The sequence below is a fragment of the Modestobacter sp. SYSU DS0875 genome (assembly GCF_054050915.1).
In genome coordinates, this window is sequence record NZ_JBJHAH010000013.1 from 87390 (window position 1) to 108332 (window position 20943).

The window sequence follows — 20943 nt, forward strand, 5'->3', positions numbered from 1 at the left end:
CCCGGGGTCAGTGGGCGTCGGCGCCGGTGGCCGGAAGGGCCGCGGCAGGGTCTGGGTGGCCGGGCAGGCCGGGTGTGACGGAGACGGCGGCGCGGTCGACCTGCGCCGGCGCCGGCACCGCCGAGCCGGGCAGCGCGGCGCTGGCCGCGCCGTAGGCGACCGCGGTGCGCAGCCGCTCGGCCGGCTCCTCGCCGGCCAGGTCGGCCAGCACGTAGCCGGCCAGGCTGCAGTCGCCGGCGCCCACGGTGCTGCGGACGGCGACCTGCGGCGGGCGCGCCGACCACAGCCCGCCGTCGGCGGTGGAGAGCACCGCACCGTCGGCGCCCAGGGTGAGCAGCACCTCCGCGACGCCGCGCCGGTGCAGCGTGGCGACCGCGGCGAGGGCGGCGTCCGGGTCGTCGGCGACCGCGGCCTCGGGGAGGCCGGCGAGCTGCGCCAGCTCCTCGGTGTTCGGCTTGAGCAGGTCCGGCGCGGCCTCCGGGCCGGCCGCCAGCAGCGCCAGCAGCGGCCCCTCGGAGGTGTCGACGGCGATCCGCGCACCGGTGCCGCGCAGGGCGCGCACCAGGGTGGCGTACCAGTCGCCGGGCACGCCGGGGGGCAGCGAGCCGGACAGCACCACCCAGCGCGCCGTCCGGGCGTGCGCGAGCAGCGCGGCCTGCAGGGCGGACAGCGCCGTCCCGTCGAGCGGGGCGCCCCGCTCGTTGAGCTTCGTCGTCGTGCCGTCGGGCTCGGTGAGCGTGTAGTTCGTGCGCACCGGGGTGCCGATGGGCACGGTCGCCAGCGGCAGGCCGAGCGCCTGCAGCGCCCGGACCAGCGGGTCGTCGTCGGCCGCGGGCAGCACCGAGACGACGTCGGCCCCGGCCGCGGCGACGGCGCGGGAGACGTTCACGCCCTTGCCGCCGGGCTCGGTGGAGCTGCCGCCCAGCCGGGTCACCGCGCCCCGTTCCAGCCGTCCGGGCAGGCCCAGCGTCCGGTCCAGGCTGGGGTTGGCGGTCAGCGTGACCACCCGCCCCTCCGGTGTGGCGTCCGTTCTCATGCGACGAGCACCTCGATCCCCTGCGACTCGAGCTGGGCGACGACGGCCGGGTCGGCCTCGTCGTCGGTGACCAGGACGTCGACGTCCTCGACGGCCGCGAAGCGCACCAGGTGCTCCCGGCCGAGCTTGCTGCTGTCGCCGAGCACGACCACCCGCTGCGCGGCACGGGCCATCGCGCGCTTGACCGCGGCCTCCGCCTCGTCGGGGGTGGAGAAACCGTGCCCGGCGCTGATCCCGTTGGTGCCGAGGAAGACGACGTCGGCGCGCAGGTCGGTGAGGGCGCTCACGGTCGACTCCCCGACGGCCGACTGGGTGATGCCGCGGACCCGCCCACCCAGCACGTGCAGGGTGACCGCCGGGGCGCCGGCCAGCCGGGCGGCGATCGGCACCGAGTTGGTGGCCACCACCAGGGAGCGGTCGGTGGGCAGCAGCTCGGCGAGCGTCGCGGTGGAGCTGCCGCCGTCGAGGATCGCGCTGCCGTTCGCCGGCGGCAGGAGGGCCAGCGCGGCGGCGGCGATCCGGCGCTTGGCGTCGGTGCGGGTGCTGCGCCGCTCGCCCAGGCCCGGCTCGACGACGGCCAGGGTGCCCACGGGCACGGCGCCGCCGTGCACCCGGCGTAACATCCCGGCGCGTTCCAGGACGGCGAGGTCCCGGCGCACGGTCTCCGTGGTCACCCCGAAGTGCTCGGCGACCGCGGTGACCGCCACGCGGCCGCGCTGGGTCACCAGCCCGGCGATGGCCTGCTGCCGCTCCTCTGCGTACACGTCCACCTCCGGGGGGCAGCGGTGCGGGGGTCCGGCGCGACCGGGTGCCCGATCGTGTGGGATCAGCGCTTTGTTTGTGTTGTTCTACGTGGGATCAGTTGACAAGTCAAGCCTGAGTGGTGACTCTGGTCACCGGACGCACCAGCGTTGTTGCGCGCCGGACCCCCACCCCCGCGCCCACAGGCCCGAGCAGACAGTGAGGCCCCGATGTCCTCCTCCTCCACCGGAACCGGGATCCACCCGGCCGACCTCGCGGCGCCGGCCGTGCTGACGGGCACCCCTGTGGTGCCCGGGGTGGCCGTCGGGCCCGTGGTGCGTCCGGTCGGGGAGGTGCAGCTGCCCGAGACCGCCGGGCCCCCGGTGGCCGAGGAGCGGAGGGCCGCCGAGAAGGACCGGTTCACCGCTGCCGCCGAGGTGGTGGCCGGGCGGCTGGCCGCCCGGGCCGCCGCGGCCACCGGCGTGAGCGCGGAGGTGCTGAACACGACCGCCCAGCTCGCGCGGGACCGCGGCCTGCTGTCCGCCGTCGAGCAGCGCATCGGTGACGGCGCCACCGCGCCGGTGGCCACCGTGGGCGCGGCCGAGCAGTTCATCGAGCTGTTCACCGGCCTCGGCGGGATCATGGCGGAGCGGGTCACCGACATCCGGGACGTCCGCAACCGCATCGTGGCCGAGCTGACCGGCCAGGGGGAGCCGGGCGTGCCGGCGCCGGAGACGCCGTCGGTGCTGCTGGCCGACGACCTCGCCCCGGCCGACACCGCCGGCCTGGACACCAGTCGGATCGTCGCGCTGGCCACCCGACTCGGCGGCGCGACCAGCCACACCGCGATCATCGCCCGGCAGCTCGGGCTGCCCTGCGTGGTGGCCGTGGGCGGGCTCGGCGACGTGCCGGTGGGGGCCACCGTCCTGGTCGACGGCGACCAGGGCACCGTGACCGTCGAACCCGACCCGGCGGAGGCCCGGGCGCGGGTCGACGAGGCCCGGCAGGTGGCGGCCGCGTTGGCCGGCTACCGCGGACCGGGTGCGACCCGGGACGGTCACCGGGTGCAGGTGCTGGCCAACGTGCAGGACGGCGCCGGTGCCCGCGCCGCCCGCGACGCGCACGCCGAGGGGGTCGGGCTGCTCCGCACCGAGCTGGCCTTCTTCGGCCGCACCGAGGAGCCGACCGTCGAGGAGCAGGCCGACATCTACGCCGGCGTGCTGGAGGCGTTCCCCGGCGGCAAGGTGGTCATCCGCACGCTGGACGCCGGCTCGGACAAGCCGCTGCCCTTCGCCACCCCGCCGGACGAGGCCAACCCGGCGCTCGGCGTCCGGGGGGTGCGTACCGCGCGGCGCGAGCCCGGCATGCTCACCCGGCAGCTCGACGCGATCGCCCAGGCCGCCGAGCGCACCGGGACCAGTCCGTGGGTGATGGCGCCGATGGTCGCCACCGTCGCCGAGGCCGCCGAGTTCGCCGCCCAGGTGCGCGAGCGGGGGATGTCGCCCGGCGTCATGGTCGAGGTGCCCTCGGTCGCGGTGCTCGCCGACCGGTTCCTCGAGCACCTGGACTTCCTGTCGATCGGCACCAACGACCTGTCGCAGTACACGCTGGCCGCCGACCGGCTGTCCCCGGACCTCGCCGACCTGACCGACCCCTGGCAGCCGGCGCTGCTGGCCCTGGTCCAGTCGGCGGCCGCGGCCGGACAGCGGACCGGCAAGTCGGTGGGCGTCTGTGGTGAGGCGGCCGCGGACCCGCTGCTGGCCTGCGTGCTGGTCGGGATGGGCATCTCCTCGCTGTCCTGCGCCGCCTCCTCCATCGCCGGGGTGGGTGGCCGGCTCGCCACGGTCGACCTCGCCACCTGCCAGCGGGCGGTCGAGGTGGCGCTCGCGGCAGCTGATCCGCAGTCCGCCCGGGCCGCCGTCCGCGAGGTGCTCACCGCCTGACGAAGGACCCCCCACGCCTCGCACGCTCGGCGTGGGCCCCAGAACGGGGTCATGGGCCCCGCCGGTCACTGACCGGCGGGGCCCATGCGCGTTCCGTGATCGGCTACTGGGTGACCGGTGGGTGACGGATCTATGGCCTTCACCCCTCTGAATGAGTGAATCATCGGCAACTCCGGCGACACGGCCTTGTTTCCGATGGAATACGTGGCAGCGCGCCTGGTTTAATACGGGCGTAACACCCACGGAAGACCACTGAGAGAAGGCACCACCATGAGCAGCGTGACCTCCAGCTGGCGGCAGCGTCGGCAGGCGGCGCGTACGCGACGCGCCCTCGACGCCGCCGTCGCCCGCACCAGCAGCCCGGCGATGCGCGACGAGCTGCTGACCCTGGCCAACAGCAGCCAGTTCAGCAACCTCCTGCGCTGACGAAGGACCCCCTCACCTCCCACCACTCGCGAGCTCGCGGCGGGGCCCTGTGAGGGGGCCGGACGCAGGAACGCAGCAGACCCCGACTCCCAGAGGGAGCCGGGGTCGTCTGCTGTGTGGGTCAGTCGCGGAGGCGGGCGCGGAGCGCGGCCTGCTCCTCGGCGCCGAAGCCGTGCTGCTCCAGCCAGCCGATCGGACCGCCCCACCGCTGGTCGACCAGCTCCAGCACCCGGCGCATCGTCTCGGCCTTCGGCGTGTGGCTGGCGACGTCCCGGGTGGTCATGTCCTCGGCATAGGTGGGGCTCTGCCGCAGCTTGGCCACCAGCGCCTCGATGACCTCCGCCGTCTGCGCGTAGTCGGCGATGATCGCCTCCCGGGTCACGCCGGCCACCGCCAGCGCCAGCGCCGACACCACCCCGGTGCGGTCCTTGCCGGCCGCGCAGTGCACCACGGCGGCGCCCGGGCCGGCGGTCAACGCCCGCAGCGCGGCCAGCACGTTCTCGGCGCTGTCGGTCAGGTAGCCGAGGTAGGAGCGGACGGCGGGCGGCTCGCCCTCGTCCCCGGGGGCCGCCTGGCGGGGCAGCACCGACTCCGCCCAGTCCGCGGGCAGGTGGGCGCGGATCTCCTCGTCGTCCTCCTCGGCGGCGAAGACGTCGGTGCGCAGACCCCGTTCGGGCAGCAGCGTGAAGTGCCGGTGGGTGACCGAGTCGACGGCGCGCAGCGGGCCGCGGCCCTCCATCAGGATCTCCGCGGTGGTGCGCAGGTCGATCACCTCGGTCAGCCCCACCTCCTCCACCAGCGTGCGGACGTCGGCCTCGCTGAGGGTCTGCAGGTTGTCGCTGCGGAGCACCCGGCCGAACGCCGTCGTCCCGCCGTCGTCGGTGGGCAGCCCACCGAGGTCGCGGGTGTTCGTCGTCCCGTCCAGGTGCAGCCAGCGGTCGGTGCGGGTGGAGGTCACCCGCCGACCGTACGACGTCCCGCCGCGTCCAGCAGCTCCCGGCAGACGGCCAGCAGGCGCTCGCGCAGCACCGCGCCGCGGGCGGCGAAGCCGCGCTGCGAGGCCACGTACTCGGCCTTGCCCTCGGCGGTCTCGATCGCCACGGCCGAGTACCCGTGCGCGGACAGGTCGTAGGGGGACGCCCGCATGTCCAGCTCGCGGACGTCGACCGCCAGCGCGAAGCAGTCGGCCAGCAGCTCGCCGGGGACGGCGGGGCTGAGCTTGTACGCCCACTTGTAGAGGTCCATGGTGGCGTGCAGGCAGCCGGGCTGGTCCATCAGCGGCTGGGTCTCCCGGGTGGGCCGCAGCGTGTTCCGCGGTGCACCGGCGCGGGTGAAGAAGCGGTGGGCGTCGATGTGACTGCACTGCACCCGGTGGGAGTCGACCACCGCGTCGGTGCCCGCCTGGCCGAGCCGCAGCGGCAGCGGGTGGCGCACCTCGCCGTCCTCGGGGCGGTAGAGCATCGCCCACTCGTGCAGGCCGAAGCAGCCGAACTGGCCGGGGCGGGAGGCGGTGCCGCCGAGCAGCCCCTCGATCCAGCCGACCGCGGTGCGCCGCTTGGCCAGGAACGCCGCGACGTCCAGGCCCACCCCGCCCGCGACCTCCGCGTAGAACGGCCAGCTCAGCCGCTCGCCCGCGGCCTCCCCGCTGAGCACCGCGCCCACGCCGGGGTGCCAGCGGCGCAGCCGGCCGGGCGGCTCGGAGTAGTAGGTGAACAGGAAGTCCAGCACCGGGTGCGCGACCCCGGCCCGCCGGCGCTCGGCGTGCGGCACCAGCCAGGTGTCCATCCGCGCCCGGTACGCCGTCTCCCGGGCGCGCCACTCCTGCTCGGGCAGCACAGTCGGCGCGGTGTCGAGCAGCGGGGGCACCGGCCCAGGGTAGGTCGGTGCACCCGGCACCCCTGACACGTGTCACGGGTGCCCGGTGAGCCGGGGGGCGCAGCTGGTGACAGCCGGCACCTGTGCCGGGCCGGGGGCCCCGGCACCGTCGGAGGTGCGTTCGTCAGACCGGCCCGACGGTGGCCGGCCGCGCACCCGAGGAGGCCGACCGTGCAGCCCACCGCCCCACCGATGCCCCCGCCGTCCGGGCCGAGCACCGCGCCCGCGGTGGAGGTCCGCGACCTGCGCCGCAGCTACGGCGACTTCGCGGCGGTGCGCGGCGTCTCCTTCGAGGTCCACCCCGGCGAGGTGCTCGCCCTCCTCGGGGTCAACGGCGCCGGCAAGACCTCCGCCCTGGAGGTGCTCGAGGGCCTCGCTCCCCCCGGCGGCGGCACCGTCCGGGTGCTGGGCATGGACCCGGTCGCCGACCGGGCGCGGGTCCGCCCGTACCTGGGCGTGCTGCTGCAGGCCAGCGGCCTGCCCGGCGACCTCACCGTCGCCGAGACCCTGCGCACCTGGGCCGGCACGCTGACCGCGCCCCGGCCCGTCGCCGAGGCGCTGGCACAGGTCGGGCTCACCGACCGCGCCGACGTCCGGGTGCGCAGCCTCTCCGGCGGCGAGCGGCGGCGGCTGGACCTCGCGCTGTCGCTGCTCGGCCGGCCCGCCGTCGTGGTCCTGGACGAGCCGACCACCGGCCTGGACCCGGAGTCCCGCCGACGCGTCTGGGAACTGGTCCAGGGGCTGGTGGCCGAGGGCGCCGCGGTGCTGCTGACCACCCACCACCTGGAGGAGGCCGAGGAGCTCGCCGACCGGGTCGCGATCATGCGTGCCGGGCAGGTCGTGCTGTCGGGCACGCAGGCGGAGATCGCCGAGACCCAGCCGGCGACCATCCGCTTCGGCCTGGACGACGACGCACCCGAGCCGCCGGTGCCCGCCGGTGTGCAGGTGATCAGCCAGGGCCGGCGGGTGGAGTGGCGGACCCGCGCGCTGCAGCCGGTGCTCGCCGAGCTGCTGGCCTGGGCTGCTGCGCACGGGGTCGTCCTGCGGACCCTGCTGGCCCGCGCCGGCTCGCTCGAGCAGGCCTTCCTCGCCGTCGCGGACGGCAGCGACCCGCACGTCACCCCGGAGGAGAACCGATGAGCGCCCCGCCCCTCGACCGCCCCACGAGCGGACCGTCCCGGCTCTCCCGGGTCTGGTCGCTGGCCTCCGCCGAGACCCGGCTGCTGGGCCGCAACCGGACCGCCCTGGTGAACTCCGTCGTCCTGCCGCTGCTCTTCGTCGCCGCTGTCCCGGCCCTGGGCCTCGACGCGGGTGAGTTCCCCTTCGGCGCCCGGCTGCTGGTGACCGCCGTCGGCATCAGCCTGGTGATGTTGACCTACTACAACCTGGTCACCACCTACGTCGCCCGCCGGGAGGACCTGGTGCTGCAGCGGATGCGCACCGGGGAGCTGACCGACGTCGAGGTGCTGGCCGGCACCGCCGCGCCGACCGTGTTCGTCACGCTCGGCCAGGTGGTGGTCGTCGCCGTCGGGGTGGTGCTGCTGGGCGAGTGGGCGACCCCCGCCGACGTCGTCCTGCCGCTGGTCGCCCTGCTGGCCGGGGTGCTGCTGATGGTGGTGCTGGCCGCGGCGAGCACGAGCTTCACCCGCACGCCGGAGTCCGCCCAGATCACCACGTTGCCGATCATCGTGGTGTCCACCGGGCTGTCCGGGGTCTTCTACCCGCTGTCGGTGCTGCCCGACACGCTGGGCGCGATCGCCCGGTTCCTGCCGCTGACCCCGGTGGTCGAGCTGCTGCAGCTCGGCCTGGCCGGGCAGACCTGGCAGGGCGAGGCGGTCGGCGGCAGCGTCTGGCCGCACGCCGGCCTCCCGCTGGCGGTGCTCGCCTGCTGGCTGGTCGTCGGCGCGATCGCGGCACGGCGCGAGTTCCGGTGGGCACCACGTCGGTGAGTTCGGGCGCGCCGGCCGGTACGGCAGCATGACCGCCGTGCCGACCGTCTCGCGCTGGTGGAACAGCCGCACGGCGCCGCAGCGGATCGACCTCTACACCCGGTGGTCGTTCTACGTGTGGCTGGGGGCCGGGCTGCCGCTGTTCGCCCTCGCCATCGTGGCCCCGGTGTCGACGAGCGCACCGGCGCTCGGCGTCGGGGTCTTCGTCGGCGGCTGTCTGGTCACCGCGGTCGTCGCCATCGCGCTCGCGGCCCGGGGACTCGACGCGCACCGGCACTCAGGGCAGGTGCCGGTCCTGCTGGTGGCGGCCGCGTTCGGGGTGGCCCTGGTGACCGGCGTCGCCGGGGCGTGGGCGGCCACGGGCGGGCAGTACACGCCGGAGGCGCCGTGGGCGCTGGTGATGCCGCCGGGCATGGTGCTCACCGCCTGCACCACCGTGTGGCGCACCCGTTGGCTCGTGGTGCCGTGTCTGGTGATCAGCGCCCTGGGCGGTGGTGCGGCAGTGGCCGACGGCGCCCCGGTGGGCGCTGCCGGAGCCCTGGGTGCCGTGCTGGCCGTGGTCGTCTACGTCACCGTGCTGGCCTTCCGCTTCTCCGTGTGGGTGCTCGACGTGGTGGAGGAGATGGACCACACCCGGGGGGTGCAGATGCAGCTGGCGGTGGCCGAGGAGCGGCTGCGCTTCGCCCGTGACCTGCACGACGTGATGGGCCGGAACCTGTCGGCGATCGCGGTGAAGAGCCAGCTGGCCGGCGAGCTGGTGCGCCGTGCCCGTCCGGAGGCCGCCGACGAGGTCGCGGACATCAGCCGGATCGCCGAGGAGTCGCTCAAGGAGGTGCGGGAGGTGGTCCGCGGCTACCGCAGCACCGACCTCACCGGTGAGCTGGTCGGCGCGCGTTCGGTGCTGCGCGCCGCCGGGGCGCTGTGCACGGTGCAGGGTGAGGACGCCGCGGGCGAGCTGCCCGAGGCCGTGCAGGCGGCGCTGGGCTGGGTGGTCCGGGAGGCGGTCACCAACGTGCTGCGGCACAGCGACGCGAGCGACTGCAGGATCGGGCTCGAGCGGAACGGGGGCGAGGTGCGGCTGACCGTGACCAACGACGGGGTGACGAGCGATCCCGGGCCGGGCACCGGGCTGACCGGACTGCGCGAGCGGCTGGCCGGGGCCGGCGGGGCACTGGACGCCGCCCGGCACGGCGACCGGTTCACCCTCACCGCCACGCTGCCCGCCGGGGGTGCCGCGTGATCCGGGTGCTGCTGGCCGACGACGAGAACCTGGTCCGCTCGGCCTTCGCCGCCCTGCTCGGGCTGGAGGACGACGTCGAGGTGGTCGCCCAGGCGTCCTCCGGCGCCGAGGCCGTGGCCATGGCGCGGGCGCACACGCCGGACGTCGCCGTACTGGACCTGCAGATGCCCGACCGCGACGGCATCGGCGTCGCCGGCGAGCTGCGCACCGTGGTGCCCGCCTGCGGACTGGTGATCGTCACCGGGCACGGCCGGCCCGGGCACCTGAAGCGGGCGCTGGAGGCCGGCGTCCGGGGTTTCCTCCCCAAGACGGTGAGCGCGCCCGTGCTGGTGGAGGTGGTGCGCACCGTCCACCGCGGTGGACGCTACGTCGACCCCGAACTCGCCGCGGAGGCGATCAGCGCCGGGGACAGCCCGCTGACCCCGCGAGAGGCCGACGTCCTGGAGCTGGCGGCCGGCGGTGCCCCGGTCGAGGAGATCGCCGCCCGCGCGCACCTCTCGGCCGGTACGGTCCGCAACTACCTGTCGGCGGCTGCCGCCAAGCTGGGTGCGGCGAACCGGCACGCGGCCGTGGAGGCCGCGCGCCGGCACGGCTGGATCTAGGAGCCGGAGTTCCCCGGCCGGAGCACGTCGTCGTCGCGCTGGGCATCGTCGTCGGTGAGCAGCACGGTGTCCCGCTCGCCGCCGTCGGACCGGTCGTTGCCGGGGGTGCCGTCGACGAGGTTCTCCGTCGAGTTCGCGTCCGCGGTGTCGGGGGACTCGTGGTAGCCGGTGCGGCCGCCTTCGGTCATGGCATCTCCTCGGTGCTGGGGGTGCGGGTCAGGAGTCGAGCGAGTTCTCGGCGCGGTCGGCCAGCTCCGGCTGACCGGAGACCCGGGCCGGCTGGTCGCCGCCGGAGGCCTCGTCGCGCGCGATCGCCTCGTCGGCGGTCAGCGGGACGTCAGCGAAGCCGTCGGTGCCGCTGTCGCTGTTGTCGCCGGTGCCCGACGCGGTCGGGATGTCCTGCTGGATGCGGTCGTTGCCCTGCGGCTGGCTCATCGCTGTCCTCCTCGGTGCGTCGTCCCTGCCGCCATGCCCAGCCCGCCCCCCGGCCATGCGGTCCCGCTCAGAACGCCGCCTCGTCGACCTCCATCAGCGCGTTGTCGGTGTGCTCGACGAGATACCGCTCGCTGGTCAGCTTCGGCAGCACCTGGCTGCAGAAGAACCGGGTGGCGGCGAGCTTGCCCTCGTAGAAGTGCCGGTCCCGCTCGGCCACGTCACCGGCGAGCCCGGCCAGCGCCACCTCCGACTGGCGGACCAGCAGCCACGCGGTGACCAGGTCACCGACCGCGAGCAGCAGCCGGCTGGTGTTCTGGCCGACCTCGTACAGCTTCCTGCGGTCCTCGTTCGCCGCGGTGAGCTGACCGAACATCGCGGTGAGCATCCCCTGCACGTCGCCCAGGGCGGTGCCGAGCAGCGCCCGCTCCTCCTTGAGTCGGCCGTTGCCCGCGTCGCCGGTGACCGTGGCCTGGATCTGCTCGGCCAGCCAGGTCAGCGCCACCCCGCCGTCCCGGACGATCTTCCGGAAGAAGAAGTCCTGGCCCTGGATCGCCGTCGTCCCCTCGTACAGGGTGTCGATCTTGGAGTCGCGGATGTACTGCTCGACCGGGTAGTCCTGCAGGTAGCCCGAGCCGCCCAGGGTCTGCAGCGACTCGCTGGTGAGCAGCTGCGTGGCCCGCTCGGAGCCGTACCCCTTCACCACCGGCAGCAGCAGGTCGTTCACCTTCGCCGCGAGCACGGCCTCCGGGCTGTCCGGGGTGCCGGCGGCCTCGGCCTCCATCACCTGGTCGCGGAAGGTGGCGGTGTACAGGTACAGCGCCCGCATGCCCTCGGTGTAGGCCTTCTGCAGCATCAGCGAGCGCCGGACGTCGGGGTGGTGGGTGATCGTGACCCGCGGGGCGTCCTTCGACGTGGCGGTGAGGTCGGCCCCCTGCACGCGCTCCTTGGCGTAGGCGAGGGCCACCTGGTAGCCCGCCGACAGGGTGGCGATCGCCTTGGTGCCGACGAACATCCGGGCGTACTCGATGACCGTGAACATCTGGGCGATGCCGTCGTGCACGTCGCCGACCAGCCAGCCCGTGGCCGGGACCGGTCCGTCCCCGAAGGTGAGCTCGCAGGTGGTGGAGACCTTCAGCCCCATCTTCTTCTCGAGGTTGGTCACGTGCACGCCGTTGCGCTCGCCGAGCTCGCCGGTGGCCAGGTCCACGTGGAACTTGGGGACGACGAACAGCGACAGCCCCTTGGTGCCCGGCCCGGCGCCCTCCGGGCGGGCCAGCACCAGGTGGACGATGTTGTCGCTGAGGTCGTGCTCGGCCGAGGAGATGAACCGCTTCACCCCGGTGATGTGCCAGGACCCGTCTGGCTGCTGCACCGCCCGGGCCCGCCCGGCACCGACGTCGGACCCCGCATCGGGTTCGGTGAGCACCATGGTGGCGCCCCACAGGTGCTCGATCATCAGCTCGGCCAGGCGCTGCTGGTCCGGGGTGCCGAGGGAGTGCAGGATCGCCGCGAACGTCGCGCCCGAGCCGTACATGAACACCGCCGGGTTGGCGCCGAGGATCATCTCGAAGGCCGCCCAGCGCAGGCTGAAGGGTGCGCCGAACCCGCCGAGCTCCTCGGGCAGGTCCAGCCGCCACCACTCGCCGGCCTCCACCGCCCGGACCGACTGCTTGAACGACTCCGGCAGCGTCACCGAGTGCGTGGCCGGGTCGAAGACCGGTGGGTTGCGGTCGGCGTCGGCGAAGGACGCCGCGAGCGGCCCCTCGGCGAGACGCCGGACCTCCTCCAGCACCCCGCGGGCGGTCTCGGCGTCCATCTGCTCGAACGGTCCGGTGCCGAGCCGGTCCTTGGTGGTCTGGAACTCGAAGAGGTTGAACTCGAGGTCGCGGAGGTTGGCCGTGTAGTGGCTCATCAGCGGAGCGCTCCTGGGTGCGGGCCGGTCGGCACGGGCGGTCTACCCGCGGGTAACAAACGCTATTACCGACCGGTAATCAGGAGCAAGCACCTCGCGCCGGGCCCCTTCCCCGCTCTTCGCCCGCGTCCTGGTGGTGCAGCACGTGGAGAGCAGTCGAGGAACGTGGGAGGTGGGCGCGGCGGGTCAGTCGGGGTCCGCGGAGCCGCCGTCCCGGGAGGCGTCGGGCTCGGTCTCCGGCGGCGGGCTCACCGGCCCGGCCATGCCGTCGGCGTCGTCGTCGCCGGGGGGCGGTGAGGACGCGCTGCCGAGTGGGCCGACGTCGCGGTCGCGGGCGTCGTCGAATGTCGGCGTGTTCATCGCCCGAGTCTGCGCGCCCGCCGATCCGCTGGCGAGCGGCCGGACCGGACCGGTCAGAGGTAGACGGGATCGGGGGCGCGCAGGTGCCGGGCCAGGAGGGCGGTCCCCTCCTCGGGCCGGACGCAGACACCCTGGACCAGCAGCCGTAGCTGGGCAGCCCGACGGCTGCGCTCCCGGATCGCCCCGGTCAGCTCGATCAGGTCCCGGGGATCGGTGTGCCGGTGCACCTCACCGTCCCGCTGGGCCTGGACCCAGAGGCCCGCCAGCGCCGCGTCGAAGGCCGCCTTGGGCCCGTGGATGGGGGCCGGCACCCGCCCGATCCGGATGCCGGCGGCCGCGATGAACCCGTCGTCGGCGCTCACCATGCGGGAGAAGGTGTCGGTGAGCTGCACGATCCGGGAGAGAACGGCTCCGGCAGTGACGGGTTGGCGGGCCAGTTCGTTCATCTCCCCCCACCGCTGTACGGAGACGGCGTCGATCAGGCTGCCCTTGTCGGGGAAGTGCCGGTACAGGGTGGAGATGCCGACCTGAGCCCGGTCGGCGATGGACCGCACGCCGACCCCTGGTCCGTCGGCCGCGACCGCATCCCGTGCGGCGCGCAACAGCCGCTCGACGTTCTCCGCCGCGTCGCTCCTGGCCATGGCTCTCCGCCCCCTCCCGGACCCGGTGTCAGGGAACCTCCCGGACCTGGTGTCAGGGAAGTGGGAACTTAAGCAGTGTTTGTTACCGATTTGCGGCGATGACGTAGCGCTGTTTCCCAGACTCCTCGCACTGCCCGGCCTGGTTCGCCAGCCCGGGCGCCGGACCAGGACGTCGGGCGCGGGCCCCCAGCCCGCGATCCGGCCGGGCTGAACGCGAGGTGGACCGCACCGATGCAGCTGTCACAGACGACCGGGCCGCGCTGCGGCGTCGGTGACCGGGACGGCGGACGCCCGTGGACTCGCTGATCTCCTTCGCCCTGTCCACCACCAACCTCTTCGGGTTCTACGCCCTGCTGGCGCTCGGACTCGGCCTGGTCTTCGGACAGCTCGGCGTGGTCAACGTCGCCCACGGCGACCTGGTGATGGTGGGCGCCTACCTCATGTACGCGCTGGCCCCCGTCCCCTTCGTCCCCCGGGTGCTGTTGGCGGTGCTGGTCGCCGTCGCGCTGGGGCTGCTCGCCGAGTGGTCCGTGCTCCGGGAGCTCTACAGCCGGGGCATGCTCGCCACGCTCCTGGCGATGTGGGGCCTGGGCATCGTCCTGCGCCAGCTGGCCGAGGCCGTGTTCGGGGCGACGCCGCGGTCGGTCGAGGCGCCCATCGAGGGCAGCACGCAGGTGCTCGGCGTGCCCTTCCCGACCTACCGGCTGGTGGCCACCGGAGTCTCCCTGGCCGTCGTCGCCCTCGCCCTGCTGGTGGTCTACCGCACCACCCTCGGTCTCAAGCTGCGGGCCTCGATCGGCAACCGCGACATGGCCGCGGTGCTCGGGATCCCACCTCGGCTGATGATCGCCGGCACGTTCGCCGTCGGGACCGTCCTCGCCGTGCTCGCCGGTGCTCTGCAGAGCCCCACCCTCGGCCTGACCCCGGGGATGGGGGTCGCCTTCCTCGCCCCGGCGTTCTTCGCCGTCCTGATCGGCCGGCCGGGCTCGCTGACCGGACCGGTGGCGGGTGCGTTCGTGGTCGCACTCCTCTCCTCGGTCCTGCGGCGGTACCTCACGGAGACCGTCGCCGAGCTGCTCCTCTTCGCTGCTCTCGTCGTCCTGATCGCCGCCCGCCCTGCGGGCCTGTCCTGGAGGTTGCCCTCGTGGTCCACAAGAACTCGGAACGTCGCGTGACCGGCTCGCGACGGGTCGCACTGGCCGGGAGCAGCGCGCTGCTGCTGGCTCTCACGGCCTGCGGTGGCTCCGTCGGCGGCGGAGGGGACGCCGACCAGGGCAGCGCCGACGAGCCGCTGAAGATCGGCTTCCTCGCCCCCGTGACCGGGCCCGCGGCCCCGGAGGGGATCGCCATGAAGCAGGGCTTCGATCTGGCCATCGAGGACATCAACGCCGACGGCGGGGTGTTCGGCCAGGAGGTCGAGGTGATCTTCCTCGACGACCAGGCCGACCCGGCCACCGCCACCCAGGCGGCGCAGCGGCTGGTCCAGCAGGAGCAGGTGGACTACGTCTTCGGGACGATCACCGACGACACGACCATCGCCGCGGCCAACGTCGCCGAGCAGGCCGGTGTCCCGATGTCCCAGGCGATCGCCACCGCGCTGGACTTCTGCAGCCCGCACTTCTGGCCCTTCGGCGAGACACCGGCCCAGCTGCTGACCGACCTGGTGCCGGCGATGATCGAGCAGTTCGGGCCGAACGTGGCGCTCGTGGGCAACGACTACGTCTTCCCGCGGACCTACCACCAGACCGCCCGCGAGCTGGTCGAGTCCGCCGGCGCCACCGTGGTGGCCGAGGAGTACTCCCCGCTGGGCACCTCGGACTGGCAGCCGGTGATCAGGAAGCTGGCCGACGCCGACCCCGACTGGATCCTCTCCGCCGTCGTCGGCGGCGACGCGGTCTCGCTGGTCAAGCAGGCCGACCAGTTCGGGCTGCTGGAGGGCCGCGGGCTCACCGGGACCTCGGTGGACCAGCAGTTCTACCCCGGTCTCGGTGCGCTGCTGGACGGCCGGACCCAGGTGGTCCGGTACACCGACCAGGCGCCGGGGGCCGCCAACGAGGCCTTCGTCCAGCGCTACCGCGAGGCGTACGACACCGAGGACCCGATCTCCGGGGTGGCCGGCAACGCCTACGTCGGCATGCGGTTCATCGCCGAGGCCTTCGAGCAGGCGGGCTCCACGGACGCCGATGCGGTGAGCGAGCAGATGGGCCAGCTGGAGCACGAGGGCCTCACCGGGACGGTGAGCTTCGACCCGGAGAACCACGTGAGCCAGGCCCCGATGTTCCTCACCACCATCGACGGGGGCGCCTACCGGGTCCAGCAGGAGCTCGGTGTGGTCGAGGACGAGCAGACCAAGGACTGCGGGTGATCTCCGACCTGCGCGGCCGGTTCGGGGCCGGGCACGCGGCGGCGCTGGCCGCCGCGGTCCTGGCTCTGGCCGCGGCCCCCTTCGTCCTGCTGCCCTACCCGCTGGCACTGCTGACCCTGGCCCTGGTCTACGGCCTGTTCGCCTTCGGCCTCGACGTGGCGTGGGGCCGGGCGGGCGTGGTCAGCATCGGTCACGCGGCGTTCTTCGGCATCGGTGCCTACGGCTCGGCGATCGCCGCGGCCCACGGCCTGCCGATGGTGCTGGGCGGTGTAGCCGGGGTCCTCGTCGCGACGCTGGTGGCGGTCCTCGTGGGGCTGGCCGGGCTGGGGCGTCGCGCCATGCCGGCGACCATGGCGGTGCTGACCCTCGCCCTGACGCTGGTCACCAGCCAGGGGGCACGCTCCTGGACGGCGCTGACCAACGGCACCAACGGCCTGGTCGTGTTCTCCGGGAGCGGCGTCGTCGGCAGCTACTACCGGACCGCCGCCGTCGTGGTCGTCACGGTGGTCGTGGTCTGGCTCGTCGTGCTGCGCGGCCCGCTGGGACGGCGGTTCCTCGCCGTCCGCAGCGACCAGCAGCGCGCCGAGCACCTGGGCATCGACCCCCGCCGGGTGAAGACGACGGCGCTGGCGGTGAGCGGTGCGGTGAGCGCCGTGGCCGGCGCCGTCGCCGCGCCCGTGATGGGCCTGGTCTCACCGTCGGCCGCCGGCATCGTGCTGTCCACGGAGGTGCTCGTCTGGCTGGCCGTGGGTGGCCTGGGCACGATCTCCGGCGCGTTCCTCGGCGCGGGGCTGGTCACGTTGGGCGAGCAGACCCTGGGCGACGTGCTGGGCAGCTGGTACCTGCTGCTCATGGGGGTGCTGTTCCTCCTCGTCGTCCGCTTCGCCCCGGAGGGGCTCGTCGGGCTCGGCCGCACCCTGCTCCGCCGGCCGGTGCGGGAGAGGGCCTCCGGCGGTGCGGTGCTGACCGGCGTGGTCCGCCCCCGGACCGCCCTCCCTCCGGTGGAAGCCACGGCCCCCGCGGTCGCCGCCCACGACGTGGAGAAGGACTTCGGGCCCGTCCCGGTCATCAAGGGCGTCGACCTGCGCGTGGCCAGCGGGGAGGTGGTCTGCCTGATCGGGCCGAACGGTGCCGGGAAGTCCACCTTCCTCGGCGTGCTGGCCGGCGAGCACCTGCCCGAGCAGGGACGGGTGCACTTGTCCGGGCAGGACGTGACGAACTGGGCGCCGTACGAACGCGCCCGGCTGGGGCTGGGGCGCCTCTTCCAGGTCCCCAGTGTGTTCCTGGGACTCACACCCGCGCAGAACCTGGCGATCGCGCGCGCCGAGGCGGTGCAGGAGCCGGTCTCCCTCCCGCTCATCGACCGCTTCCTCGAAGCCGACGACGCGCCCGCCAGCGAGCTCTCCCTGGCCGATCGGCGGGTGCTGGAGCTGGCGATGGTGCTCTCCTGGGGGCCGCGGATCCTGCTGCTCGACGAACCGGCCGCCGGCCTCTCGCACGAGGACTCGATCGCGCTCGCCCGCACGCTCCGGGATGTCGCGGAACGGACCGGCTGCACGCTGATCGCCGTCGAGCACGACATGGAGATCGTCCGCGAGCTGGCCGATCGGGTGGTCGTGCTGGCCGACGGCCGGGTCCTGGTCGAGGGCTCCATGGCGGAGGTCTCCGCCCACGACGAGGTGCGACGCGCTTACCTGGGGGTGGCCTGATGCTCGAACTGTCCTCGCTGACCGGCGGCTACAAGGACACCCGCGTCGTCAACGACCTCTCGCTGCAGGTGCGGCCTGGTGAGGTCGTCGGGGTCCTGGGCCGGAACGGCGTCGGCAAGACCACCCTGCTCAAGAGCCTGTTCGGACTGTGCCGGGTGTTCTCCGGTGAGGTGCGGATCGACGCGGCCGCGGTGCCCACGGGCCGGCCGGAACTGCTGGCCCGCGCCGGGTTCACCCTCATGCCCGACGACCGCGGGGTGTTCTCGGAGCTGACCATCGGCGAGAACCTGCGGCTGGCCACCCGACGGGGATACCGCCCGCCGGTCGACGTCCATGCGGTCTACCCGTTGCTCCGGGACCGGGTCGACCAGGCCGCCGGCACGCTCAGCGGCGGCCAGAAGCAGCAGGTCGGCCTGGCCCGCGCCCTGCTGGCGGGTTCCCGGCTGATCGCCGTCGACGAGTTCTCCCAGGGCCTGCAGCCCTCGGTGGTCGACGACTCGATCGCCGCGTTCCGGACGGTGGCCGACTCGGGTGTGGCCGTGCTCCTGGTGGAGCAGGGCCCGGAGATCCCCCTGCGCGTGTGCGACCGGATCGTGGTGATGGTCAAGGGCGAGATCGCCCTGGACGCGCCCGCCGCCGAACTCCGCGCCGATCCGTCCCGGCTGACCGACCTGCTCGTCGTGACCTGACCACCTCTCACCCCCCCGCCCCTCCGAGACCGGGAGATGCACCCGTGACCACGTCCCCCCGCTCGTTCCCGCCCGAGGCGCTGGCGCACGCCGCCCGCGGCGCACGCCTCGAGCTGTCCGCCGACCGCCTCGACGCCGTCGGCCGGACCCTCGCCGACATGTACGCGCTGATCGACCGACTGGACGACGTCCCGCTGGGGGAGACGCCCCCCGCGACCGCCTTCGACGCCCGCTGGGAGGCATGACCGTGCAGCCCCACGAGCTGTCCGTGACCGAGGCCGCCGAGGAGATCGCCGCCGGCCGGCTGTCCCCGGTCGAGCTCACCGACTCCGTCCTCGACCGGCTCGCGGCCACCGAGCCCACGATCGGTGCCTTCGCGCACGTCTGCGCGGACACGGCCCGCGAGGAGGCAGCCGTCGCCGAGCGGGAGATCGCGGCCGGCCGGCGCCGGGGGCCCCTGCACGGCATCCCCCTGGGCGTGAAGGACCTGTACGACACCGCGGGCGTCCCGTCGACGTCCAGCTCGAAGGTCCGCGCGGGGCGTGTCCCGGACGCCGACGCCGTCGCCGTCCAGCAGCTGCGCGCGGCCGGGATGGTGATGGTGGGCAAGACGCACACCCACGAGTTCGCCTACGGCGGCCGCACCCAGACCACCCGCAACCCCTGGGACACCAGCCGGATCCCCGGCGGGTCCAGCGGTGGCTCGGGGGCCGCCGTCGCTGCCGGCTCCTGCCTGGTCGGCCTGGGCACCGACACCGCGGGCTCCATCCGCATCCCGGCCAACCTCTGCGGCACCGTCGGGCTCAAGCCCACCTACGGGCGGACGTCGCGGCGCGGGGTCGCCTCGCTGTCCTGGTCGCTGGACCACGTGGGGCCGCTGACCCGCACCGTCTCGGACGCCGCGCTGGTCCTGGACGCGATCGCCGGCCACGACCCGTCGGACCCCGCCTCGGTGGACGTCCCGGTCCCCGGGTACGCGGCCGGGCTGGACAGGGGCGTGGCGGGGCTGCGCATCGGCGTCCCGTCGAACTTCTTCTTCGACCACGTCGAGGAGGGGGTGGAGCGCTCGGTCCGCACGGCGGTCGACGTCCTGGCCGGACTCGGGGCGCAGGTGCGCGAGGTGCAGATCCCCTACCCCGACCAGGTGCTCGCCGCGGAGTGGGCGATCGTGCTGCCGGAGGCGGCCGCCTACCACCAGGAGATGCTCCGCGAGAAGGCCGACCTCTACCGGCCCGAGACGCGGATGTCGCTGGAGGTCGGTGAGCTGGTGCTGGCCACCGACTACATCAAGGCGCTGCGGATGCGGACGCTGATGCAGCGGGCGTGGGCGCAGCTGTTCGCCGACGTGGACGTGGTCGTGGCCCCGGTCCAGCCGTTCCCCGCGCCCGAGGTGGACGCGATGGAGGTGACCTGGCCTGACGGGACCAACGAGGCGGTCGACCTCGCGATGGTGCGGCTCACCGCGCCGGGCAACCTCACCGGGCTGCCGACGCTGGCGGTGCCGACCGGCTTCGACGCGGCAGGGCTCCCGCTGGGGATGCAGCTCATGGGCCGGCCGTTCGACGAGATGACGCTGCTGGCCGCCGGCGCCGCCTACGAGGCGGTCACCGACCACGTCGGGCGGATCGCGCCGGTCGCCTGAGCGTGCGCCGTACGGGCGGCCCGGTCGCCTGACCGGGCCGCCCGGGTCAGGGCTGCTCGTCGAGGACCGGGCCGGCCTGGTGCCGTGGGTGGCCGTGGGTGCGCTCGCGCTGCTTCATCCGCGCCTCGAAGACGTGCCGGTCGCCGTCGGTGAACCGGTCGCGGGCCTGCTGGTCGAAGTCGCGGAAGGTGGACCAGTAGTTGGCGTCGTAGTCCTCGACGACCTGGAAGGTCCACCGGTCGGCGATGACGTTGCGGCCGACCAGGTCACGGTCCAGGTCGTCGGCGAACTCGCCGTGCCCGGCCTGGCGGAACAGGTCGACGGCGTCCTGCAGCAGCAGGTCGGCGCGCCCGGTGAGCTGGTGGAAGCCGTAGAGCATGCCGCGGGCGTGCTCGACGGCCTCGAGGGCCTCGGAGAGCTTGCCGACGGCGGTGACGGTGTCGTCGTCGAGGTCGGGGCGCGAGCGGTCGGTCATGAGCCGATCCTGCGGGTCCGGACGCCGTCCCGCCCGTCGTGCCACGGTCGGTCGTCGTCCGGGCGGCGTGGTCGCCGTCCAGCCCGCGGTCGTCGTCCGGGCCCGTCCTGGCTCACCGCCGGTGCTCCTGGCTCACCTCCCGTGCTGAGCCAGGAGCCATCACGATCAGGAGACCTGATCCCGGAGGAGGTGTCAGGCGGTGGCGTCCCGGACGGCGGCGTCGACCAGCTTCTCGGCGAGCCGGCGGCCGTGCGAGGCCGGCCCGTCGGGCCCGAGCAGACCACCGGAGAGGTACATGCCGTCGATGATCAGGTGCACCTGCGCGGCCAGGTCCTCGCCGCCGCCGCCGGGCACCACCTCGGCGGCCAGCCGTTCCAGCCGCATGTGCAGCTCGAACTTGTAGTCGGCGGCGGCGCTGCGGGCCGGGTGCTGCGGGTCGTCGTACTCGCTGCTGACGTTGGTGAACGGGCAGCCGCGGAAGCCGGTGCGAGTGACGTCCCTCTCCACCGCGTCGACCACCGAGAGCAGGGCGGCCCGCGGGTCGCCCTCCAGCCGGATGAGCTCCGTGTCGATGTAGGACAGCACCGTGGCCGCCTTGCGCGCCAGGTAGGCCCCGACCAGGTCGTCCTTGCTCTTAAAGAGCCGGTAGACGGTCATCTTGCCCAGTCCGGTCTCGCGGACCAGCTCGTCCATGCCCACACTGCGCGAGCTGCGTGCCGAGAACAGGCGCTCGGCGGTGTCCAGGACGATCTCCTGACGCTCCGCGCGGGAACGACGGACGGGTGCCGGCCCGTCGTCGGCCGTGTGCAGGGGAAGGGCTGCGGCAGTCACGCCAGCGATCGTGCAGCACCACGTGACGGAGCAGTTCGCGGCACGCCGACGTGTCCTGGCGCTGGCGCAGCG

General features: G+C 74.2%; 23 protein-coding genes. 12 read left to right on the forward strand and 11 right to left on the reverse strand.

The window, feature by feature from the left end; genetic code table 11:
• Positions 1-7 precede the first annotated feature (7 nt).
• The gene (locus tag ACI79Y_RS10205) at positions 8-1036 is read right to left on the reverse strand and encodes a 1-phosphofructokinase family hexose kinase (RefSeq protein WP_457158372.1); all 1029 of its coding nucleotides are present in this window, start codon (positions 1034-1036) and stop codon (positions 8-10) included.
• Complete coding sequence (locus tag ACI79Y_RS10210) at positions 1033-1800, reverse strand: DeoR/GlpR family DNA-binding transcription regulator (protein WP_457158373.1); 768 nt, start codon at positions 1798-1800, stop codon at positions 1033-1035. The genes ACI79Y_RS10205 and ACI79Y_RS10210 overlap by 4 nt, the downstream gene beginning before the upstream one ends.
• A 207-nt stretch (positions 1801-2007) precedes the next feature.
• On the opposite strand from ACI79Y_RS10210, the gene ACI79Y_RS10215 reads away from it, so the two are divergent.
• Together ACI79Y_RS10215 and ACI79Y_RS10220 are read left to right on the forward strand one after the other, a co-directional pair.
• A complete protein-coding gene (locus tag ACI79Y_RS10215; RefSeq protein WP_457158374.1) occupies positions 2008-3720 on the forward strand; it encodes a phosphoenolpyruvate--protein phosphotransferase in 1713 nt (570 codons plus the stop codon).
• 270 nt (positions 3721-3990) lie between these two features.
• On the forward strand, positions 3991-4146 hold the full coding sequence (locus ACI79Y_RS10220) for a hypothetical protein (RefSeq protein ID WP_457079928.1): 156 nt from the start codon (positions 3991-3993) through the stop codon (positions 4144-4146).
• Positions 4147-4267: 121 nt separating this feature from the next.
• Here the strand turns inward: ACI79Y_RS10220 and ACI79Y_RS10225 are convergent, their stop codons facing one another.
• The gene (locus ACI79Y_RS10225) at positions 4268-5104 is read right to left on the reverse strand and encodes a tyrosine-protein phosphatase (protein WP_457158375.1); all 837 of its coding nucleotides are present in this window, start codon (positions 5102-5104) and stop codon (positions 4268-4270) included.
• Complete coding sequence (locus ACI79Y_RS10230; RefSeq protein WP_457158376.1) at positions 5101-6012, reverse strand: 3-methyladenine DNA glycosylase; 912 nt, start codon at positions 6010-6012, stop codon at positions 5101-5103. Before ACI79Y_RS10230 ends, ACI79Y_RS10225 begins: the two co-directional genes overlap by 4 nt.
• A 180-nt stretch (positions 6013-6192) precedes the next feature.
• Between ACI79Y_RS10230 and ACI79Y_RS10235 the strand changes: the two genes are divergently transcribed.
• From ACI79Y_RS10235 to ACI79Y_RS10250, 4 genes are read left to right on the forward strand one after another with little or no spacing between them, the layout of a single operon-like run.
• Positions 6193-7161, forward strand: a complete 969-nt coding sequence (locus ACI79Y_RS10235) for an ABC transporter ATP-binding protein (protein WP_457158377.1) — start codon at positions 6193-6195, stop codon at positions 7159-7161.
• The gene (locus ACI79Y_RS10240; protein ID WP_457158378.1) at positions 7158-7970 is read left to right on the forward strand and encodes an ABC transporter permease; all 813 of its coding nucleotides are present in this window, start codon (positions 7158-7160) and stop codon (positions 7968-7970) included. The genes ACI79Y_RS10235 and ACI79Y_RS10240 overlap by 4 nt, the downstream gene beginning before the upstream one ends.
• Before the next feature lie 37 nt (positions 7971-8007).
• Positions 8008-9210, forward strand: coding sequence for a sensor histidine kinase (locus ACI79Y_RS10245; protein WP_457158379.1), 1203 nt, complete (start codon positions 8008-8010; stop codon positions 9208-9210).
• Positions 9207-9812, forward strand: coding sequence for a response regulator (locus ACI79Y_RS10250; RefSeq protein WP_457158380.1), 606 nt, complete (start codon positions 9207-9209; stop codon positions 9810-9812). The genes ACI79Y_RS10245 and ACI79Y_RS10250 overlap by 4 nt, the downstream gene beginning before the upstream one ends.
• Here the strand turns inward: ACI79Y_RS10250 and ACI79Y_RS10255 are convergent.
• The 5 genes from ACI79Y_RS10255 to ACI79Y_RS10275 form a co-directional block, all read right to left on the reverse strand.
• Positions 9809-10000 (reverse strand): hypothetical protein, encoded by a 192-nt coding sequence (locus ACI79Y_RS10255; protein ID WP_457140064.1) that lies wholly within the window; start codon positions 9998-10000, stop codon positions 9809-9811. The genes ACI79Y_RS10250 and ACI79Y_RS10255 overlap by 4 nt on opposite strands.
• Before the next feature lie 28 nt (positions 10001-10028).
• The gene (locus tag ACI79Y_RS10260) at positions 10029-10247 is read right to left on the reverse strand and encodes a hypothetical protein (protein WP_457158381.1); all 219 of its coding nucleotides are present in this window, start codon (positions 10245-10247) and stop codon (positions 10029-10031) included.
• Positions 10248-10314: 67 nt separating this feature from the next.
• The gene (locus ACI79Y_RS10265; protein WP_457158382.1) at positions 10315-12159 is read right to left on the reverse strand and encodes an acyl-CoA dehydrogenase; all 1845 of its coding nucleotides are present in this window, start codon (positions 12157-12159) and stop codon (positions 10315-10317) included.
• A 186-nt stretch (positions 12160-12345) separates the two neighbouring features.
• Positions 12346-12519 carry a hypothetical protein gene (locus tag ACI79Y_RS10270; protein ID WP_457158383.1) on the reverse strand — a complete coding sequence of 58 codons (174 nt, stop codon included), beginning with the start codon at positions 12517-12519 and terminating at the stop codon, positions 12346-12348.
• A 53-nt stretch (positions 12520-12572) separates the two neighbouring features.
• Positions 12573-13160, reverse strand: coding sequence for a TetR/AcrR family transcriptional regulator (locus ACI79Y_RS10275; protein WP_457158384.1), 588 nt, complete (start codon positions 13158-13160; stop codon positions 12573-12575).
• Positions 13161-13453: 293 nt separating this feature from the next.
• Between ACI79Y_RS10275 and ACI79Y_RS10280 the strand changes: the two genes are divergently transcribed.
• From ACI79Y_RS10280 to ACI79Y_RS10305, 6 genes are read left to right on the forward strand one after another with little or no spacing between them, the layout of a single operon-like run.
• On the forward strand, positions 13454-14335 hold the full coding sequence (locus ACI79Y_RS10280; protein ID WP_457158385.1) for a branched-chain amino acid ABC transporter permease: 882 nt from the start codon (positions 13454-13456) through the stop codon (positions 14333-14335).
• Complete coding sequence (locus tag ACI79Y_RS10285) at positions 14332-15525, forward strand: substrate-binding protein (protein WP_457158386.1); 1194 nt, start codon at positions 14332-14334, stop codon at positions 15523-15525. Before ACI79Y_RS10280 ends, ACI79Y_RS10285 begins: the two co-directional genes overlap by 4 nt.
• Positions 15522-17234: a branched-chain amino acid ABC transporter ATP-binding protein/permease gene (locus ACI79Y_RS10290; RefSeq protein ID WP_457158387.1), complete on the forward strand. Its 1713-nt coding sequence runs from the start codon at positions 15522-15524 to the stop codon at positions 17232-17234. Before ACI79Y_RS10285 ends, ACI79Y_RS10290 begins: the two co-directional genes overlap by 4 nt.
• The gene (locus ACI79Y_RS10295) at positions 17234-17923 is read left to right on the forward strand and encodes an ABC transporter ATP-binding protein (protein WP_457158388.1); all 690 of its coding nucleotides are present in this window, start codon (positions 17234-17236) and stop codon (positions 17921-17923) included. Before ACI79Y_RS10290 ends, ACI79Y_RS10295 begins: the two co-directional genes overlap by 1 nt.
• A gap of 44 nt (positions 17924-17967) precedes the next feature.
• Complete coding sequence (locus tag ACI79Y_RS10300; protein WP_457158389.1) at positions 17968-18168, forward strand: hypothetical protein; 201 nt, start codon at positions 17968-17970, stop codon at positions 18166-18168.
• Complete coding sequence (locus tag ACI79Y_RS10305) at positions 18165-19565, forward strand: amidase (protein WP_457158390.1); 1401 nt, start codon at positions 18165-18167, stop codon at positions 19563-19565. Before ACI79Y_RS10300 ends, ACI79Y_RS10305 begins: the two co-directional genes overlap by 4 nt.
• Before the next feature lie 46 nt (positions 19566-19611).
• On the opposite strand, the gene ACI79Y_RS10310 is transcribed toward ACI79Y_RS10305, so the two are convergent.
• Together ACI79Y_RS10310 and ACI79Y_RS10315 are read right to left on the reverse strand one after the other, a co-directional pair.
• Positions 19612-20040: a hypothetical protein gene (locus ACI79Y_RS10310; protein WP_457158391.1), complete on the reverse strand. Its 429-nt coding sequence runs from the start codon at positions 20038-20040 to the stop codon at positions 19612-19614.
• Positions 20041-20232: 192 nt separating this feature from the next.
• Positions 20233-20871 carry a TetR/AcrR family transcriptional regulator gene (locus tag ACI79Y_RS10315; protein ID WP_457158392.1) on the reverse strand — a complete coding sequence of 213 codons (639 nt, stop codon included), beginning with the start codon at positions 20869-20871 and terminating at the stop codon, positions 20233-20235.
• Between the last annotated feature and the right edge of the window lie 72 nt (positions 20872-20943).